Origin of the sequence: Streptomyces sp. NPDC097107, from assembly GCF_044762405.1 — a bacterium.
GTDB lineage: Bacteria > Actinomycetota > Actinomycetes > Streptomycetales > Streptomycetaceae > Streptomyces > Streptomyces thinghirensis.
In genome coordinates this window covers 218,379-236,805 of the sequence record NZ_JBIWEF010000009.1, presented here as the reverse complement: position 1 = coordinate 236,805, position 18,427 = coordinate 218,379, and the positions used below count along the sequence as shown (strand labels likewise).

The 18,427-nt window shown below is 71.8% G+C and carries 14 protein-coding genes, 1 tRNA gene and 2 pseudogenes; 11 read left to right on the top strand and 6 right to left on the bottom strand.

What is annotated here, in order from left to right:
• Positions 1–208 precede the first annotated feature (208 nt).
• Positions 209–1,417, top strand: a complete 1,209-nt coding sequence (locus ACIQ1J_RS22865) for a Cmx/CmrA family chloramphenicol efflux MFS transporter (RefSeq protein ID WP_403559698.1) — start codon at positions 209–211, stop codon at positions 1,415–1,417.
• Between the two features lie 43 nt (positions 1,418–1,460).
• Positions 1,461–1,535, top strand: a tRNA-Leu gene (locus ACIQ1J_RS22860).
• Between the two features lie 18 nt (positions 1,536–1,553).
• On the opposite strand, the pseudogene ACIQ1J_RS22855 reads toward ACIQ1J_RS22860, so the two are convergent.
• Positions 1,554–2,419, bottom strand: a pseudogene (locus tag ACIQ1J_RS22855) (hypothetical protein).
• Between the two features lie 102 nt (positions 2,420–2,521).
• Between ACIQ1J_RS22855 and ACIQ1J_RS22850 the strand changes: the two are divergent.
• The 3 genes from ACIQ1J_RS22850 (at position 2,522) to ACIQ1J_RS22840 (ending at position 6,453) form a co-directional block, all read left to right on the top strand.
• Entirely contained in the window at positions 2,522–3,091 is a 570-nt protein-coding gene (locus ACIQ1J_RS22850) for a TetR/AcrR family transcriptional regulator (protein WP_403559325.1), read from the top strand.
• An 853-nt stretch (positions 3,092–3,944) separates the two neighbouring features.
• Entirely contained in the window at positions 3,945–6,164 is a 2,220-nt protein-coding gene (locus ACIQ1J_RS22845; protein ID WP_403559322.1) for an MMPL family transporter, read from the top strand.
• 139 nt (positions 6,165–6,303) lie between these two features.
• Positions 6,304–6,453 carry a hypothetical protein gene (locus ACIQ1J_RS22840; protein WP_403559319.1) on the top strand — a complete coding sequence of 50 codons (150 nt, stop codon included), beginning with the start codon at positions 6,304–6,306 and terminating at the stop codon, positions 6,451–6,453.
• A gap of 95 nt (positions 6,454–6,548) precedes the next feature.
• Here the strand turns inward: ACIQ1J_RS22840 and ACIQ1J_RS22835 are convergent, their stop codons facing one another.
• Positions 6,549–7,220, bottom strand: a complete 672-nt coding sequence (locus tag ACIQ1J_RS22835; RefSeq protein WP_403559315.1) for a CBS domain-containing protein — start codon at positions 7,218–7,220, stop codon at positions 6,549–6,551.
• Between the two features lie 95 nt (positions 7,221–7,315).
• Entirely contained in the window at positions 7,316–9,379 is a 2,064-nt protein-coding gene (locus ACIQ1J_RS22830) for a SpoIIE family protein phosphatase (RefSeq protein ID WP_403559312.1), read from the bottom strand.
• Between the two features lie 193 nt (positions 9,380–9,572).
• On the opposite strand from ACIQ1J_RS22830, the gene ACIQ1J_RS22825 reads away from it, so the two are divergent.
• Positions 9,573–10,541 (top strand): Ku protein, encoded by a 969-nt coding sequence (locus ACIQ1J_RS22825; RefSeq protein WP_403559309.1) that lies wholly within the window; start codon positions 9,573–9,575, stop codon positions 10,539–10,541.
• Between the two features lie 343 nt (positions 10,542–10,884).
• On the opposite strand, the gene ACIQ1J_RS22820 is transcribed toward ACIQ1J_RS22825, so the two are convergent.
• The 3 genes from ACIQ1J_RS22820 to ACIQ1J_RS22810 all read right to left on the bottom strand — a co-directional run bounded on the left by ACIQ1J_RS22820 (position 10,885) and on the right by ACIQ1J_RS22810 (position 12,643).
• Positions 10,885–11,229, bottom strand: coding sequence for a hypothetical protein (locus ACIQ1J_RS22820; RefSeq protein WP_403559695.1), 345 nt, complete (start codon positions 11,227–11,229; stop codon positions 10,885–10,887).
• Between the two features lie 126 nt (positions 11,230–11,355).
• A complete protein-coding gene (locus ACIQ1J_RS22815) occupies positions 11,356–12,210 on the bottom strand; it encodes a glycerophosphodiester phosphodiesterase (protein ID WP_403559306.1) in 855 nt (284 codons plus the stop codon).
• 229 nt (positions 12,211–12,439) lie between these two features.
• The gene (locus ACIQ1J_RS22810; RefSeq protein WP_210961304.1) at positions 12,440–12,643 is read right to left on the bottom strand and encodes a hypothetical protein; all 204 of its coding nucleotides are present in this window, start codon (positions 12,641–12,643) and stop codon (positions 12,440–12,442) included.
• A gap of 242 nt (positions 12,644–12,885) precedes the next feature.
• Here ACIQ1J_RS22810 and ACIQ1J_RS22805 point away from each other — a divergent pair, with 242 nt between their 5' ends.
• The 5 genes and pseudogenes from ACIQ1J_RS22805 to ACIQ1J_RS22785 all read left to right on the top strand — a co-directional run bounded on the left by ACIQ1J_RS22805 (position 12,886) and on the right by ACIQ1J_RS22785 (position 18,342).
• Entirely contained in the window at positions 12,886–13,344 is a 459-nt protein-coding gene (locus tag ACIQ1J_RS22805; protein WP_403559303.1) for a nuclear transport factor 2 family protein, read from the top strand.
• A gap of 593 nt (positions 13,345–13,937) precedes the next feature.
• Positions 13,938–14,090, top strand: a pseudogene (locus ACIQ1J_RS22800) (NAD(P)-dependent oxidoreductase); the annotation flags it as partial.
• Positions 14,091–14,354: 264 nt separating this feature from the next.
• The gene (locus ACIQ1J_RS22795; RefSeq protein WP_403559692.1) at positions 14,355–15,821 is read left to right on the top strand and encodes a Y4yA family PLP-dependent enzyme; all 1,467 of its coding nucleotides are present in this window, start codon (positions 14,355–14,357) and stop codon (positions 15,819–15,821) included.
• Complete coding sequence (locus tag ACIQ1J_RS22790) at positions 15,818–17,155, top strand: pyridoxal-phosphate dependent enzyme (RefSeq protein WP_403559300.1); 1,338 nt, start codon at positions 15,818–15,820, stop codon at positions 17,153–17,155. The genes ACIQ1J_RS22795 and ACIQ1J_RS22790 overlap by 4 nt, the downstream gene beginning before the upstream one ends.
• Positions 17,152–18,342 carry an aminotransferase class V-fold PLP-dependent enzyme gene (locus ACIQ1J_RS22785; RefSeq protein ID WP_403559298.1) on the top strand — a complete coding sequence of 397 codons (1,191 nt, stop codon included), beginning with the start codon at positions 17,152–17,154 and terminating at the stop codon, positions 18,340–18,342. The genes ACIQ1J_RS22790 and ACIQ1J_RS22785 overlap by 4 nt, the downstream gene beginning before the upstream one ends.
• Positions 18,343–18,427: the final 85 nt, after the last annotated feature.

Below are 18,427 nucleotides of genomic sequence, written 5' to 3'. Positions count from 1 at the left end.
CGCGCCTCCCGGCGGAGTGGCGCCGGGCTCCGTCATGCCTGCCCGGGAGCCGGATCCAGTGGGTTCCTGCCTCCCACCACTGACAATGGTCCCGGCCACCACGGTCCGCCGCATCGTGAGACGGCACCTGCGGGTGGGAATGGTGGGATCAAGGGCACCGTTGACACCTGTCATGCCCGACTCTTCCGCACGGCCCCCGGCATCCCGCATGCCGCTCGCCGTATACATCCTCGGCCTGTCCGTATTCGCCCTCGGCACGAGCGAGTTCATGCTCTCCGGGCTGCTGCCGCCCATCGCCGACGACATGGACGTGTCGATACCCCAAGCCGGGCTGCTGATATCGGCCTTCGCGATCGGCATGGTGGTCGGCGCGCCCCTGCTCGCGGTCGCGACCCTGCGGCTGCCACGGAAGATCACGCTGGTCGCGCTGATCTCGGTGTTCGGCCTCGGCCAGGTGGCGGGTGCGCTGGCGACGACGTACGAGATCCTCTTCGTCTCGCGTGTCGTGAGCGCGCTGGCGTGCGCCGGATTCTGGGCGGTGGGCGCCGCCGTCGCCATCGCGATGGTGCCGAAGACCGCACGGGCCCGGGCGATGGCCGTGATGATCGGCGGACTGTCCATCGCCAACGTCCTCGGTGTCCCGGTGGGCGCCTTCCTCGGTGAGCACCTGGGCTGGCGGTCCGCGTTCTGGGCGGTGGGCGCGGCGTCCGCCGTCGCGCTCGTGGGTGTGGTGACCCTGATCCCGCACATCCCCCTCCCCGAGCAGCGGCCCCGGCTCAAGGGTGAGCTGGCGATCTACCGCGACCGCCAGGTGTGGCTGTCCATCGTGGTGACCGCACTCGCCGCAGGCGGCGTGTTCTGTGCCTTCTCGTATCTCGCGCCGCTGCTGACCGACGTGGCCGGGCTGGCGGACGGCTGGGTGCCGACCGTGCTGGCCCTGTTCGGCCTCGGCGCCCTGATCGGCACGACGATCGGCGGCCGGATCGCGGACGCCCACCTGTTCGGCGTACTGCTCTCCGGCATCACCGCTTCGACCGTGCTGTTGGCCGCGCTGGCGCTGTTCGCGTCGAGCCCCGCCGCCGTGATCGCCCTCTCCCTGCTCCTCGGCGTCTCGGCCTTCTACACGGCGCCGGCGCTCAACGCCCGCATGTTCAATGTCGCGGGCGCCGCGCCCACCCTCGCCGGCGCGACGACGACCGCCGCGTTCAACCTGGGCAACACCGGCGGCCCTTGGCTCGGCGGCACGGTCATCGACGCGGGCCTCGGCTACGCCGCCACCGCCTGGGCGGGCGCGGCGATGACCCTGGTCGCGATCGTCTTCGTCGTCGCCTCGCTGCGGTTGCACAGCCGGTCGCGCGTCGTGATGGGGGGCATGGCCGCGGAGCCCGTGGGTGCGGAGCAGACCCAGCGGGTGTGACGCCCGCCGGAACGCGGAGGCGTTCCGTATGATCATCGGCAAGGCGGGGTCGTAGCACAGAGGTAGTGCGCCGCGACAGCATCTCGGAGGACGCCGGTTCGAACCCGGCCGCCCCGCCCCTTCTCGCCGCCCCCGGTCAGACCTTGCCGATGCCGAGGGTGTTCTCGCGGGGCAGCAAGCCGGAGCCCAGCACGTCCAGCCAGACCGGGCCGAGGAGTTCGGCGAGCCGCGCGGTGTCCTCGGTACCGAGCGCCCGCCAGGGAGCGGCGGCCAGTTCGTCGGTACGGCGCTCGACCTCGGCGCGCAGGGCGCGGCCCGCGTCGGTCGCGGTGCCGTCCGCCGCCAGCAGGCCTCGCACGGAGAGTCGCTCGCGGGCCGCCGCCCACTCGTGCTCGCTCCAGCCGCGGCTCGCGAAGACGCCGGCCGGCGCCGCGCCGATCGCCGCGAAGGACACCAGCGCCTCCACGGGGTCGAGGTCCGCGGTCAGCAGAGCGGCGAGATGACCGTCGCCGCGGTGCTCGCGCAGGATCGTCGCGGCCTGCCACAGCACGAGATGCGGTTCCTGCGGCCACGGCAGGCCGGCATTGGCGGCGGCGAGCGGCCGGCCTCCGGTGGGCGCGCCCTCCGCAGCCCGGCGGGCGAGCGCGGCGGCCTCGGAGAGATCGGGACTGCCCGTGCGGTCCCCGATGAGCGCGGTGTACGCCCGGTCGACGCCGCGCGCCCGGGCGGCGAGCACCTTGTCCGGTGCGGCGACGTGCCAGGCGGCCGGGATGTGCTCGGCCACCATGCGCGGGCTGAAGCTGTAGAACGCCGATGCCACCAGACGGGTCTCCGGCGCCCCGAGGGGCGCCGCCCGCAAGGGAAGTAGCTCGGCCAGCGCTCGTCGGTGTCGTAACCGAGCGACCGGGTCTCCTCGAAGACCTCCGGCGCGTAGTAGACGACGGCGTGCAGCGGCTCCAGGAGGTGCCACATCTGCCGCACGCGTCCGGCGTCGATACCCATATCCATGGCGTCCCTCGTTCCGCGAGCCCGTATCTTGACGCCGACTAGATTGCTGGTCGACGTGCGGTCTTGTCAATGACTAGATTGCGCTAGCCTGCTCTCATGACCGCAGAACGCGCCTATCATCACGGAGACCTGCGACGGGCCGTGCTCACCGCGGCTCTCGACGTGATCGCCACCGACGGACCGGCCGCCCTGTCCCTGCGGGACCTGGCCCGCCGGGCGGGCGTCTCCCACGCCGCGCCCGCACATCACTTCAAGGACCGCACGGGCCTTCTCACGGCCATCGCGGCCGAGGGGCACGGCCTTCTGGCCGCCGCACTCGGCGAGGCGGAGGACCTGCGTGACCTGGGCGTCCGGTACGTGCGTTTCGCCACCGCGCATCCGGCGCACTTCCAGGTCATGTTCCGGCCGGAACTGCTGCGCACGGACGACCCGGAGCTCCTCGCCGCGCGCGAGCGGACGCGGACCCGGCTTCGCACGGCCGTGGAGGGCCACGGCGACGATCCGGCCCTCGGCTTCATGGCGGCCTGGTCGATGGCCCACGGCTTCGCGACGCTGCTGCTCTCCCGCAACCTCGACGGCCTGCTGAGCGGGAGCGACCCCGAGGAGACCTTCCGGGCGCTGGCCGGTGCCATGGTCCGGCCCGCCGGGAACCCCGCGACGGGATGAGCCGAGGCGCCCGTTCACGGCGCTCGACGGCCGGGTGGAGCGCGCTTGGCCGGCGCGGGAAGTGTGCTGGGTGTACTCCTCGCGGCGTCGGCGCAACGCTGGGCCATGGCGGGCGAAGGCCTCCTTGTGCGCGGGCGGGCCGATGTCCTCGATGTCGGTGCCCGGCCAGAAGATCTCCGCCTGCTCCTACGGCGCCGGGGCCGGGAAGCAGTGGCGGAGCGCGGCGTCCACCAGTAGCCGAGGGCCAGGTGACCCGTCCGATGGCGAGCGCCGGCACCGGGCGGGGCTCGGACGCCCGGAAGTCGGCGACCCACCGCCCCCGTTCGTCCGGCCGTACCGTCCAGTGGTGCGGGTCGGGCGCCCACGGGCACAGGGCGTCGTCCAAGCCGTCGGCGTGGTCCTCGAAGAGGACCCGGGCGATGTCGGGCTGCGGAGCAGCAGGTCCGTCCGGGGGTGTGGTCGTCCTCTGGATGCCCGCTCCCCTCCCCGCGATCGCGGGGCAGGGAGCGCATTCCCCCCCGGGCCGACGTACTCGGTGGAGTCACCCGCCTCATGTGGCGTCGGCGACCACGCAGCCGACGTTGCCGGGACCGACGGTGCCCTCCCGGGTGGTGCGCGGCATCGGCTGCCCGCAGCAACGAAGTGCGGCGTACACCCATCGCCGCGATCTACACCCGGGGGAGAGGGGCACGGGGCCGCACTACACCCGATGCAGTACGTCAGTCCAGCCCCAGGGTCGGATCAAATGCGGGAGACGCCGGGCGAGCATGGAACCGTACCCCGGTCAGCGTCTCTGCCTTCCCCCCATGTGCCGGGTTTTCGTCCTGCCCGAAATCCGACGGATTGGTCCCAGGTGGCTACGTTCCTCTACCGACTCGGCCGACGCGCGTTCCGGCGCCGCGGCCTCGTCGCCCTGCTCTGGGTGGCCATACTCGTGGGCGCCGGCGTCGCCGCGTCCACGGCGCCCGCCCCGCCCGAAGACTCCTTCTCGATGCCCGGCACCGAGTCCCAGAAGGCATTCGACCTCCTCGACGAGCGCTTCCCGGCCGCCAGTGCCGAGGGCGCCACCGCACGCGTCGTGATCCGCGCCCCCGACGGCGGCAAGATCTCGGACCCGGCCGGCAAGGCCAAGGTCGGGGAACTGGTGACGGCCCTCGGCGACGGCCCGCAGGTCTCCTCGGTCGCCGACCCGTTCAAGGCGGACGCCGTCAGCCAGGACGGTACGACCGCGTACGCCTCGGTGACGTACAAGGTCAACGCCATGGAGCTGACCGACCAGGCACGTGACTCGCTCACCGCCGCCACCGACGGGGCGCGCAGCGACGGCTTCACCGTCGAGACCGGCGGCGACGCGGTCATGGCCGAGCAGGAGATGGGCGGCACCGCCGAGTTGATCGGCATCGGGGTCGCCGCGATCGTCCTCCTGCTGACCTTCGGCTCACTCGTCGCGGCCGGCATGCCGCTGCTCTCGGCCATCATCGGTGTCGGCATCGGCATCTCCGCCATCGGGGCGCTCGGCAGCACGCTGGAACTCTCCGCCACGACCTCGACCCTCGCCATGATGATCGGCCTCGCGGTCGCCATCGACTACGCCCTCTTCATCGTCTCCCGCTACCGCGCGGAGATCGCCGAGGGACGCACCCCGGAGGATGCCGCGGGACGCGCGACCGGCACCGCCGGGTCCGCCGTCGTCTTCGCCGGACTCACCGTCATCGTGGCTCTGGCCGGCCTCGCGGTGGTCAACATCCCGATCCTCACCAAGATGGGCCTGGCCGCAGCGGCCACGGTCGGCATCGCCGTGCTGATCGCCCTCACCCTCACCCCGGCACTGCTCGGCTTCGCCGGCAAGAAGGCGCTCAGCCGCAAGGACCGCAAGGCGCCCGCGGCACAGCGGGCCGCGTCCGCCAAGCCGAAGCTCGGCACCCGCTGGGCGCAGTTCGTGCTGCGGCGTCCGGTGACCGTGCTGCTGACCGCGGTGCTCGGCCTCGGCGTCGTCGCCGTGCCGGCCGCGAGCATGGAGCTGGGGCTGCCCGACGAGGGCAGCTCCGCGCCCGAGACCACGCAGCGCAAGGCCTACGACATGCTGTCCGAGTCCTTCGGTGCCGGGTTCAACGGCCCGTTGACGGTCACCGTCGACACCCGGGGCGCGGACGACGCGAAGGCCGCCGCCGACACCGTCGGCAAGGAGATCACCGGCCTGGGCGAGGCCGCCGCCGTCACTCCGGCCAACTTCAACGAGGCGGGCGACACCGCCCTCCTCACGGTCGTGCCCAAGACGGGGCCGAGCGAGGCGGACACCGAGTCGCTGGTGAGGGACATCCGCTCGCTGTCCGGTGACATCGAGGCCGAGACCGGCGCGACCATGCTGGTCACCGGCGCGACCGCGATGACGATCGACTTCTCGCAGACCCTGGACGACGCGCTCATCCCGTACCTGGCCCTGGTCGTCGGCCTCGCCTTCCTGCTCCTGATGCTGGTCTTCCGTTCGATCCTCGTCCCGCTGAAGGCGGCCCTTGGCTTCCTGCTCTCGGTGGCCGCGGCGCTCGGCGCGGTGGTCGCGGTCTTCCAGTGGGGCTGGCTCGCCGACCTCCTCGGTGTGGCCCAGCCGGGCCCGATCATGTCGATGATGCCCATCTTCATGATCGGCGTGGTCTTCGGCCTGGCCATGGACTACGAGGTCTTCCTCGTGACGCGCATGCGCGAGGCATACGTCCACGGATCGTCCGCCGCCGAGTCCGTCACCACCGGCTTCACCCACGGCGGCCGGGTCGTCGCGGCGGCCGCGATCATCATGATCAGCGTCTTCTCCGGCTTCATCATGGAGGACGACAACATGATCAAGATGATGGGCTTCGGCCTCGCGATCGCCGTCCTCTTCGACGCCTTCGTGGTCCGCATGGCCATCGTGCCCGCCGTGCTGGCCCTGCTCGGCACCAAGGCGTGGTGGCTGCCCAAGTGGCTGGACCGCCTGCTCCCGAACGTCGACGTCGAGGGCGAGAAGCTCCACAAGGAGCTCGGTGACACCACCGAGCCTCCGGAGCCTGCCCGCGAGCCGGAGACGGCCGGCGTCTGACACCCACGCGTACGGCCCCGGTGACCTGGACCTCCAGGCCACCGGGGCCTTCGCACGGGGGCGGAGATCGGTCTGGGCAGCGGGCCGGCCATCCTCATCGACGCGGTCGCCGTCCGCGGCGTACTCGTACCCGACCGTCTTGCGGCTGCTCGGCCTGTACGCGCCCGGCTTCCCGCGGAAGTTCCACGGACGGTTCGGACTCGGCGAGGGCCGGCCCTCGCCCGCCCCGGCCGCGGTGCCCGAGTCGTCGGCGAAGGCATCCCGGGTGAAGGACTCGACCGGGGGCTGACCACACCCGGTCCCGCCCGCCCGTGCCCGCCTCCACCCACCCGCGCAGGCGGGCACGGGCGGGCATGCCGCCGCACGAGGGAGCCGCGCGACCGGTCAGAGGCCGACGGAGGCCGCGCCCTCGACACCGGCCTCTCCCGCCGGTCTGAACTCCACGGCGACGACACCGTCGACGCGCCGGCAGAGCTCTTCCAGCACGGAAACGGACACGTCGCCCGGGAGCCGGCCGCTGAGGACGACATGGCCGTGTGTCACATCCACCTGCATCGACGAGGGAGCCAGACCGAGGGACCCGACCAGTGCCTCCTCGATGATCTCGGTACGGATCGCCCGGTCCTTGCGGAGGAAGACCCGCAGCAGGTCGCTTCTGCTGACGACCCCGATCAGCCGCCCTCCCTCGTCGACGACCAGGAGCCGCTTGATGCCGTGCCGGGCCATCACCCGGGCGGCGTCCACGACGCTCCAGCTCTCCCGCGCGCAGACCGCGGGCGAGGTCATGAGCCCGTCGGCGTCCGTGGCGGACGCCTTGCCGCCGACCGGCCGGGACCCCTCCGCGTCCTCCGGGGAACGGCCGTGGTCTCCACCCCACATCTTCTGCAGGAGGTCCGCCTCGGACACCACTCCCACGGGACGGTTCTCCTCGTCCACGACGGGCACCGCTGTGATGTCGTACTCCTGCAGCAGGTGGGCGATCTCCTTGAACGGTGTGCCGCGCTGGACGCGGACCACGGCGTCGCTCATCAGATCGCACACCTTCTGGTGCTTCATCGAGGTTCTTCTCCTCCGCTGCCGGCCTGTGCCGGCCGGCGTCAGTCCTACTTGCCTGGGTAAACGATCTGTTGGTCACGGGAGTGCCCCATGCGTCATGCACGGGTACTGAGGAGGAGCAGGGCGATGTCGTCGCCGGGGCTGGGGGCGTGCCGGATGAGGGTGTCGGCCATCGCGTCGAGGTCGGTGGGATCGGCCTGTTCGAGAAGCCCGGCGAGGGCCGCGGTGGCGTCGTCGAGGTCGACTCCGGGGGCTTCGACGAGTCCGTCGGTGTAGAGGGCGAGCACGCTGCCGGGCGGCAGGTCGCATTCCAGCACCGAGTACTGGGCGTCCGGCTCGATGCCGAGCAGGAGGCCGGGCGGCACCTGGAGGAGTTCGACGCGTCCGCCGGCATGGCGCACCAGCGGTGGCGGGTGACCGGCGGAGGACAGACAGACGCGGTGCGTGGCGAGGTCGAGGTGGACGTAGACGCAGCTGGTGAAGAGGCCGGGGTCCAGGTCGGTGAGCAGGCGGTTGGTGCGGGCCAGGACGTCATCGGGGCTCGCCCCCACGGTGGCGTGGGCATGCACGGCGGTGCGGACCTGCCCCATCAGCGCGGCGGCGTCCACGTTGTGGCCCTGTACGTCGCCGATGGTGGCGCTGGCCGTGTGCTCGTCGAGACGGATGAGGTCGTAGAAGTCACCACCGATCCCCAGGCCCCGGGCCGCCGGAAGATAGCGGGCGGCGACCCGCAGGCCGGGCACGTGGGGGAGGGTGTGCGGGAGCAGAGCGGACTGCAGGCGGTGTGCGAGGTGGTGTTTGGCGTCGTAGAGACGGGCACGGTCCAGGGCCTGCCCGACCAGGCCGGCCAGTGAGGTGAGCGCGGCCCGTTCGCCGGGCGGGAAGACGTGCGGCCGTTCGTAGGCGAGCAGGAGGGAGCCGATCGGCCGACCGGACGCGATCAACGGCAGGACCGCCCACGCGGCCATACCGTCCTCGTGCACGGTGGTGGGGTAGGCGTGCCGCAGCTCGGCGAAGGACGCGAAGAAGTCCGGGACACCGCGGGCCAGGACGTTGGCGCCGGGGATGTCAGAGCTGAGCGGAACGGCGTCGAACCGGTCCATGAGTTCGGCGCGGTAACCGCGGTGGCCGAGGATTTTGAGGCGGCCGCCCTCGGCGGTCATCAGCACCATGGCCTGCGCTCCCAGAGCGGGCAGCAACTGGTCGGCGGTCTGCTCGACCACGTCCTGCACACCGACGGCCTCGGTCAGGGTGGAGGCCAGGTGCATCAGGTGGTACAGAACGGTGGCGCGGCTGGGGCCCGCGGCCGGCACGGACGGCACCGGGGGAACGTCCTCGGCCGGGCCGCCGGGGGTGATGCGGACGCTGATGCCGGTGGCGTCCGGGTACAGCGCGAAGGACAGCCAGGTGTCCGGGGGACGCAGGACGCTGAAGTTCTGCGGCCGGCGGCTGACCAGCGCGGCCCGGTAACGGTCCTCGACATGGGGTACGTCCATCCACGGCAGCGCCTCCCACGGCAGGGCACCCACCAGGTCGGTTCGATCGGCACCGACCAGGTCGGCCCCGGCCGGGGTGATGAAGGTGATGCGTCCGTGCAGGTCCAGCGCGCAGGACCCGCCCGGCAGGCGGTCGACGAAGGCCGACACCGCGGTCGCCTCGGCGGGGGAGGGAGTGCGCCCGGCCGGCGGCGGCAGGGTCCGCGGCCGGTCCGCGGGCAGCAGCGGGTCGCCGCGGTCCGCCGCCTGCTGCAGGATCCCGCCCAGCTGGCGACAGCCCTCCTGGATGACGTCGCGCTCCTCGGGGCTCAGCCGCTCCGGATGGGCCCCGGACCACAGCAGCACCAGTCCGCCCCGGACGGTGGTGCCCGAAGCGAGCGGGGTGGCCGCCAGCGCGAAGTCGTACGGCAGGACCAGCGCCGGCCGAGGATACCGGCGCGCCATGTCCTCCCGGCCGCCGACCCATACCAGGCGCCGCTCGCGGACGGCGTCCGCCACCGGCATCGGATCGGTCAGCGCGACGCGCCGCCACGGAGCGGCGATCTCCTGGGGTACGCCCGCCACCAGGACCTGCCACAGGGCGTTGCCGGCCGGCGGCAGCACGTACAACAGCCCTCCGAACGCACCGCTCTCCCGTACTACGGCGGCCATCGCGGCGTCCATCAGAACTCCGGCTCCGGCAGGGCTGCTCGACGCCGACCACACCGAGCATCACGCATATGAGGACACTACGCCCGTCCTGCCGTGATGGCATGTGATGCCGGGGCCGCGGCCGGCGCCGGTGGCGCAGGTGCGGGCCCGCCGGGTCCCTCCTAGTCTGGTGCTGCTCGGGGACGTTTCGTGGAGAGGCCTGTCCATGCCCCGGTCGATCTGGAGCGGTGCCATCTCGTTCGGCTTGGTCACCGTGCCGATCCATGTGGTCGGCGCGACCGAGGACCACAGCATCCGCTTCCACCGGTACCACCTGGCGGACCAGGGGAGGATCCGGACCCGGAAGGTCTGCGAGCTCGAGGACCGGGAGGTCCGCCCCGACGAGATCGGCAAGGGGTACGAGCTGACCAGGACGCAGATCGTTCCGGTCACCGACGAGGACCTGCGGGAGCTGCCGCTGCCGACCGCGAAGGCCATCGAGATCGTGGCGTTCGTACCGCTGGGGTCCGTGGACCCGATCAGGATCGGTGACGGCTACTACCTGCAGCCGGACGGACAGGTCGCGGCGAAGCCGTACGAGCTGCTGCGTCAGGCCCTGGCACGGTCGTCGAAGGTGGCGGTGGCGAAGTACGCGTGGTCGGGCCGGGAGCGGCTGGGCCTGCTCCGGGTGCGGGACGAGGCGATCGTGCTGCACGCCATGCGCTGGCCCGACGAGATCCGCGACCCCTCCTCGCTCACCCCGCCTCCGGTCGAGGTGGCCGAGGAGGAGATCGAGGGAGCGCTCGCGCTGATGGACACGATGACCCGCGACGACCTGGAGGGCGACGAGTTCCGGGACACCTACACGGACGCCGTCGCGGACCTGATCGAGGCGAAGCGCGAGCACAGGGCGCCGCCGGCGGCGCCCGAGCAGGAGGAGCGGCCGGGGCAGGTGCTGGACCTGATGGCCGCGCTGCAGGAGTCCGTGTCCCAGGCGAAGGAGTCGCGGGGCGAGGACGGGCACGCCGAGGTGCACGAGCTGCCCGGACCGAAGAAGAAGCCCGCGGCGGGGAAGGCGCCCGCCAGGAAGACAGCGGCGAAGAAGACAGCGGCGAAGAAGACCGCGTGGAAGGCGACGACCGCGAAGAAGGCGCCGGCCCGCAAACCGCCGGCCCGCAAACCGAGGAGCGCCTAGTCCCGGTGTCCGAAGGGGCCGACGCGGATGTTCCCGGCCTGCCCACCGAGGCGGCGCCCCGGACGGACCCGCGAGGCCCGGAGACCGGGACCGCGCTCGTCCTGACCGAGCGGGCCCGGCCCTGCCGTCCATCTGGCCGGACGCCACATCGCCGGCCTCCTGCTCAGGTCCGCTCGCTGATGCCGCGGGCCACACGTTCCGGGGCGCGGGTGGAACTGCTCGATCCGGTCGCGTTCGGTGTACACGTCCCAGTACTGCTCGGCGAGGTCGTCGGGGCCGACGGACGACCGGCAACTCCGCGCGTGCCAGAACCCGCGACCCCGGCAAGATCCAAACGACACCCCTAGGCGCGCAGCAGCCGTTGGGTGATCTCCCGGTACTGCCGCAGCGCGATCCGGAGTTCTTCGGCCTGCGTCTCGGGGTCGCGGTCCTGCCAGCTCTCATGAAGGGCACGGCGTCGTTCCGCGAGGGCGTTCGCGAGGTGGGCGGCGGCGTCGTCGAAGGCGCCCTCCGCTTCTTCCAGCGCCTGAAGCGGAGTGTCGGCGAAGGTGTTCATGGCCTGGCGGAGGCGCCGGAGGACCGCGTCCCGCTCGTCCGACGGCAAGAGCGCGCCCGGCGCCGCGGACCGGTGTTCGGGGTGGCGCGGGGGCTGATCCGACGGCTGCTGTGCGCGCGTCTGGTCGTACATCATCGAGTGCCGCTTTCCTGGGTTGCTTGGATCACCGGTTCCCCGGAGCGGCCTCGCTCTGCGCCGTACTGGTAGTCAACGCCCGATGGCGGTGTGTGTCAACGCGGTGACTTCCGGACGCCCTGGTCAGCGCTGGGTGAGGGATTGGGGGTAGTCGGTGATGATGCCGTCGACGCCGAGGGTGGTCATTTTGCGTATGGTGCCGGGTTCGTTGACGGTCCAGACGTTGATGTCCATGCCGAGTTGGTGGATGCGGTCGACGAGGTTCTGGTCGGTGACGGTGTGTTGGGGGTTGACCTGGTCGGCCCAGGTGCTGAGTTCGAGGAGTTCGGTGTCGGTGGGGCGGTCGGCGTCGAGGAGTCCGATGGGGATGTCGGGCAGGTGGGTGTGGAATTCGTGGGCGTCGTCGGTCTGGAAGGACTGGACGGCGAGTTGTTGGCGGGCGAGTGCGCGGCGGACGTAGCGTGGCTTGTTCTGCAGGTGGTTGGCGAGGTCGGTGGCGATGCCGGTGTAGTGGCCGCAGGGGCTGATTTCGGCGAGGAGTCCGGTGCGGGTGTTGTTGATGCGGGAGATGACGTGGTCGATGGTGATGAGGGGTTCGCCGGTGTAGTCGTGGTGGAACCAGGAGCCGGCGTCGAGTCGGCGGAGTTCTGTCCAGGTGAAGTCGGAGACGCGGTAGCGGGGGCGGTCGGGGTAGACCTCTTCGATGTCGGTGGTGCGTTCCATGGTGCAGTCGTGGAAGTTGACGAGTTTGCCGTCCTTGGTGCGTTGGACGTCGATTTCGACGAAGTCGGCGCGTTGGTCGATGGCGAGGTCGATGGCGGCGGCGGTGTTCTCCGGTGCCATGCCGGATGATCCGCGGTGCGCGATGGCGTCGGGCCGGTCGTCTGCGTGCGCGGTCGTCGATGCCGCCGCGGCCAGGGCCAGACCGCTCAGCACGGCCACCACGACACCGACGCGCCTGTTGTTCGCATGCTTCACTGCAGCCTCCCGCGTTCGAATGACTCCCTGGAGGCTGTCGGACGGTGGTTACGGGAAACCTGCCGCGGCCTGGCGGCACCGGAATCAGCCGGTGGACCGTAACGGCTAACCGGCTGATCCGAGGCCGAAGGGACGATTACGCGCATTCGCGTCCGTCCCTCCGCACGAACGGGACGACGCGAAAGGGGCGTTGATCAGCGGGCGAGGTGATCAACTGCGACGGCACCCGTCACCCGCCGAGGATGCCCTCGGGCAGCAGCGACTGCGGGGACGTGGCCGGGTGGCCCACCTCGAGCGACCCGAGGAGACTGTCCAGGAGAGGCCCGCCGGGGACCCCGGCGGACGGGCCGGGCACGGGGGATGCCTCAGCGGCAGGTGCGGACGCCAGGAGAGCAGTGGCCATGACGGAGACACAGGCAAGCTTCTTGATCATGTCCGCCTTAACGAATGACAGCCCGCGGAGCAACGCTCGCCGTCAGCCGACTGCCCCAGTCGGGCTACTCGGGACTCGATCGGGCCGGCACCGGCACCCTGGCCCCCCCCGATCCTCACCGGTACTTACCTTCGGGGTAATCGACCGGTCTCCCCTCCCCGGACAGGATCAAGTGCGTCGACCGGAACCCCCGCACCCCCGCGGACCCCGGCAGGACCAGCCGCAGCAGCGAGGAGAGCAGCATGTCCGTCAAGCCCACCGTCACCACGTCGAGTTCCGCCGGCGCCGCGAGTTCGGTGGCCGAGGCCACCCGGGCCGTGGTGCAGGACTTCCTTGCCGCCCGCATGGCCGGGGACACCGGGCGGCTCGTCGACCTCTTCGCCGGCGAAGTCGACTGGCTGCTCGCCGACAACCCCGCCGTTCCGTGGATCCGGCCGCGGTCCACGGCCGCCGAATGCGCCGCCCAGTTCACGGAGTTGATGGAGCACACCGTGCCCGAGGACGCGCGTGCCTCACTCGACACCTTTCTCGTCGACGGCACCGACGCCGTCCTGATGGGGCACCTGTCGGGGACCGTACGAGCGACGGGCAAGTCCTTCGAGGGCCCGTTCGCCCTCCACCTCACCGTCGAGGACGGCCGGATCACCCGCCACCACCTCTACGAGAACAGCCTCTCCATCGCCGAGGCCTGCGCCCCGTAGGGTGTGCCCCGCCGGTTCCCTCAGCCTTCTCCAGCCGTCGGCCCGACGTGGTCCCCCAGGTCGGGATCGTCGTCGGCACCCGTCGAGTACTCGGCAGCGAGGGTCCGCGCCCCCCGACGCCGCGAGAACCCTGGCCGTGATGCGCTCGACGTCGCCACGCTCGGCCTCGGGGAGCGGACCGTGCCGGTGCAGTGCGAGGGCGCCGGGGGCGTCGCCGCGTCGTTCGGCGAGGGAGCCGAGTTCGGCGTGGATCTCCTCCGCCGCGAAGCCGTGTACGGCCGTCCGGACCTTGTGACGGAGCTCGGCGGCCGGCGATGAGGTCACCGGTCAGGAGGGGGCGACCCCGCCGAGCCCGGTGACCGGCCGGCGGCGGCCGTCCGGGCGTGCCTTCACCGCCCACCGGCGTGAACTGGAAGTGATGGCTCCGGCCCACGGCTTCGGAACCGGCCCCGGCGCGGCGGAGGTCCACGACCCGGCCCTGCTGGGCACCGGCTACGCGCCCTCACCGGGTTCCTGCGCTCCGCGGCCCTGCTCGCCTCGGTGGGTACCGCCCCCGAGCCGTTCGCCCGCCGGCTCCCCGCCGACTGCACGGCATGGCCGAGTTCCTGCCGGAACTGGCGCGTGAGGCCGGAACGGCGTCGTACACGGACGGACTCTCCACGGTCGACCTGAACCGGGCCGGCGTCGACAGCCTGATCGGCCTCAGCAGATACGCCGGGACGGCCTCCGACGTCCATGAGCCGCTGAAGGTCCTGCTGGACAGGCGGTCGGTGGACGGCCACGGGCAGGACAGCCTCCGGCGTGTACGAGCTGCCGGGAGGCGCACGTCGCGCTCCCGGCGCCGAGCCGGCCGGCAGCGGCGCAAGCGGCCGCCCGGGCCCCTGGCCGCGCCCCGAGGCTTAGCGGCGTGGGTACCTGGAAACGACTACTCCCGAACGGTCGTCGCAACGACGGTCGGCCGACACGGGGAGGGGTCTTTCGTGGATGTGCCCTTATATCTGAGGCCGCGGGTGGATCCACCGCTCGCCTCACTGCTGGGGGCCGCACCATTCCTGCACTCGCTCGTCGACGCGCTCGGCTCTCCACTCAACGTGCTGCTCCCCGAGTCGGTCGCCGCGAACGCCGAGCGCTTCCGGGCCGTCTACCGTCGCCACCATCTGGCCGGGCGCGTCTACTTCGCGCACAAGGCGAACCGGTCCAGCGCCCTGGTGCGGAGACTGGCCGCCGAGGCACCGGCCGCCGTCGGCGTCGACGTCGCCTCGCTGGACGAACTGCGGCACGCCCTGAGCTGCGGCTTCACCGGGGACCGTGTCATGGCCACCGGTCCCAAGGACAGGGAGTTCCTCTGGCTGGCGGCCCGCGCGGGCGCGACGGTGAACCTGGACTCGATCCGCGAGCTGGAACAACTCGCCGGCCTGGTACGGAAGTACGGCCTCCCACGGGTCGACGTGCTGGCGCGCCTGTCCGGATTCGAGTCGGCCGCCGAGCACGGGGGAGCGGGCACCCGGATGCTGTCGCGCCGCAGTCGCTTCGGCACCCCCGCCGGGGAGGCGGAGGAGCTTCTGGCGGCCGTCGAACGGCACGCGGACGCCGTGGAACTGACGGGTCTCGCCTATCACTTGGACACCACGGGTCTGGAGGAGAAGGGCCGGGCCCTGGAGCAGTGCGTGCTGCTCATGGACCGGTGCCGGGCCCGGGGCCTGGCACCTCGCGCGGTCGACATCGGCGGCGGATTCGGCGTCGGCTACGTCGCCGACGCCGAGGAGTGGGAACGCTGGACGACCGCGCTCAGTGAGGCGGTCCTCGGTGGCCGCCCGCCCCTGACCTGGCGCGGCCACGGTTACGGGCTGCGCAACGAGGGCGGCACGGTGCGCGGGTCCGTCGCGCTGTACCCCGGCCACCGCCCCGACGCCGGCCCCGGCTACCTCGACGAACTCCTCTCGCTCCCCGCACCGGTGCTGGGCCGGGGGCCCGGCCCCCTTCTGCTGGAGCACCTCCACGATCTCCACATCGAACCCGGCCGTTCCCTGGTCGACCAGTGCGGGCTGTCGCTGGCCCGCGTGCTGGACGTGCGCCGCACGGGGGAGGACTCGGCGCCCTACCTGGTGCGCCTCGGGATGAACGCCGGGGACGTGAGCCTGGAGGAGCACGGAGTCCTCGTGGACCCCGTACTGCTGCCGCGCGGCGAACCGGAGAAGGACGACGAGGGGCCGGTCGGCGTCCACCTCGTCGGCAACCTCTGCCTTGAGGCCGATCTGATCACCCGTCGCCTGGTGTTCCTCCCCAGGCTGCCGCGCGCCGGTGACCTGCTGGCCTTCGTCAACACCGCCGGGTACGCGATGGACTTCCACGCCCACCAGGCGCAGCGGCAGCCCCTCGCGCGGACGGTGGCGGTGGAGAAGGAGGGTGACTTCTGGCGCTGGTGCCTGGACGAGGACTACTGGCCGATCACACACCCGGGGGGAACGCCCGCATGAGGTACGACAGCATCACGGAGGCCATCGGCAACACACCGCTGGTGCGCATCGACCCCGCCGTGCACGGGCTGCGCAACATCGACCTCTACGCGAAGCTGGAGATGCTCAACCCGTTCGGCTCCGTCAAGGACCGGCCCGCCTGGCACATGGCGCGCCCCCACCTGGTGGACGCGGCCGAGGGGGAGGGGACGGTGGTGGAACTCTCCAGCGGGAACACGGCCAAGGCGCTCGCCCTGCTGGCGGGCATGCACGGGATGCGGTTCAAGAGCGTCACCAACCGGATGCGCGTACCGGAGGTCAAGGAGCTGCTCCTGCTCCTCGGCGCCGAGATCGAGGAGCTGCCGGGGCGCAGCGAGTGCCTCGACCCGACCGACACGGACGATCCGCTGACCCACTTCCACCGGACCCTCTCGGAGCCGGGAAGCACGTACCTGCACACCGACCAGTACTTCAACCCGCGCAACGTCGAGGCCCACGCGGAGGGCACCGGGCCGGAGATAGTCAAGGACCTGGACGGGCGGGCGCCGGACTGGTTCGTCGCCTGCGTGGGCACGGCCGGTTCGTCGACCGGTGTCGCAAGGGTGCTGCGCGAGCACGACCCGGAGGTGCGGGTACTCGGCCTGGTCGCCCACAAGTCGGACTTCATCCCCGGCATCCGCACCATCGACGAGGTCCACCAGGTGGGCCTGTTCGATCCGGCGACGTACGACACGATCGAGTCCGTCACCTCGGGCGAGGCCATCGACGGGATGCTCACCCTCATCCGCCGCTGCGGACTGCTGACGGGACCGACCGGGGGCGCCGCCTACCAGGGCGCGGTGCGGCATCTGGGAGATGCCGACGCCGCGTTGGAGGGGTCGGGCCGCCGGGAGACCGCCGTGTTCATCGTGTGTGACCGGGCGGAGAGCTACCTGAGTTACGTCCGGGCACGCCGCCCCGGGTTGCTCGGCAGGGCGAGCCGCGGGCCCACCCTCGCGACGCTCACCGAGGAAGAGGTGCGGGCAGGCGGCCGGTCCGCGACCGTGGGCGAGGCCCGCCGCCGGCTCGCGGAGGGCGATCCCCGCCCGCTCGTCGTCGACCTGCGCAGCCCGCACGCCTACGCCGCCCTGCACATCGAGGGCTCGGTCAACATCGTCGACGAACTGTTCGAGGAGCTCGTCCGCGGCGGGCTCCCCTTCGCCAAGCGGACGCCGGTACTGCTGGCCTGTCCCGTCGGCGAGAGGTCACTGCGCTACGCCGCCCTGCTGACCCGCATGGGACACCCCGACGTGCGAAGCCTGGCCGGCGGAATCGTCGCCTGGCGGGACGCGGGCGCACCGCTGGTGCGGGAATGAACGCGGCGCTCTGGCAGCGGGAACTGAGGGAGCAGTTCCCCATCGTCACCGCCCATCCGGAGTCGGCCTACCTCGACAGCGCGGCGACGTCACAGAAGCCGCGGGCCGTGCTGGAGGCCGTCCAGACCTACCTCACGACGTCGAACGCCAACGCGGGCCGCGGCACCTACCCCTGGGCCAACCGGACCACGGAGCTGGTGGAGGGGGCCCGGGACCGGGTCAAGGAGTTCCTCGGCGACCCGGAGCCGGACCACTCCACCGTGCACTTCACCAGCGGGACCACCGAGGGCCTGCGCACCGTCGCCCGTGACTGGCTCGTGCCGCACCTCAACGACGGCGACGAGATACTCGTGCCGTTCGCCGACCACCGGGCCAACCTGGACCCCTGGGTCGAAGCGCAGCGGCTGCTGGCCGACCGCGGCATCCGCGTACACCTGCGCGCCCTGCCGTACCAGGCGGTCTCGGGCGACTACGACCACCGCGCCCTCGGCGACCTCGTCGGCCCGCGGACCCGCTTCGTGGCCGCCACGCACATCCACCACGTCTACGGCGGTGACATGAACGTGGACCGCATCCGCGCGGCGGTCGGCCCGGACGTGCCGATCTGCCTGGACGCGGCGCAGAGCGTCGGTCATCTGCCCGTCGACCTGGCCGATCCCGCGCTCGACGTCGACTTCGTGGTCTTCTCGGGGCACAAGGCGATGGCCCTGCCCGGTTCGGGAGCGGTGTGGGCGCGCAACGCACGGGGGCCCGCCTTCCGGCCGGCCGGCTGGCAGGGCACGCCCAACACGGTGGGCATCGTGTCGCTGAGGGCGGCACTCGACTGGCTCGACATGGCCGGTCGCGACCGGATCGCAAGCTGGACGGCCGGCCTCACGACCCGGCTGACCGACCGGCTGAGGCACCTCGACCCGTACGAGATCCTCGGCTGCCCCACCAGTCTGGCCGCCGACTCCGCGCTCCCCGCGGCCCAGCGCCGCCACGGCATCGTCACCTTCCGGCACCAGGACATCCCGTCCGACGACCTCGGGTTCATCCTCTACAGCCACGGCTTCATGGTGCGGGCCGACAGCCTCTGCCAGGCCGGCGCGGGCGAGAAGGACGGATCGGTGCGGGTGAGCCTGCACGTCTACAACACGGTGGAGGAAATCGACCGTCTGCTCACCGTACTGGCGTCATTGGCGTGAAGGACGAGCGATACGGCAAGTGATAACCGTTTCCACCTGTAGATTCGGTCGCGTCCACTACGGGTGAGGAACGGAAGAGGTGGCG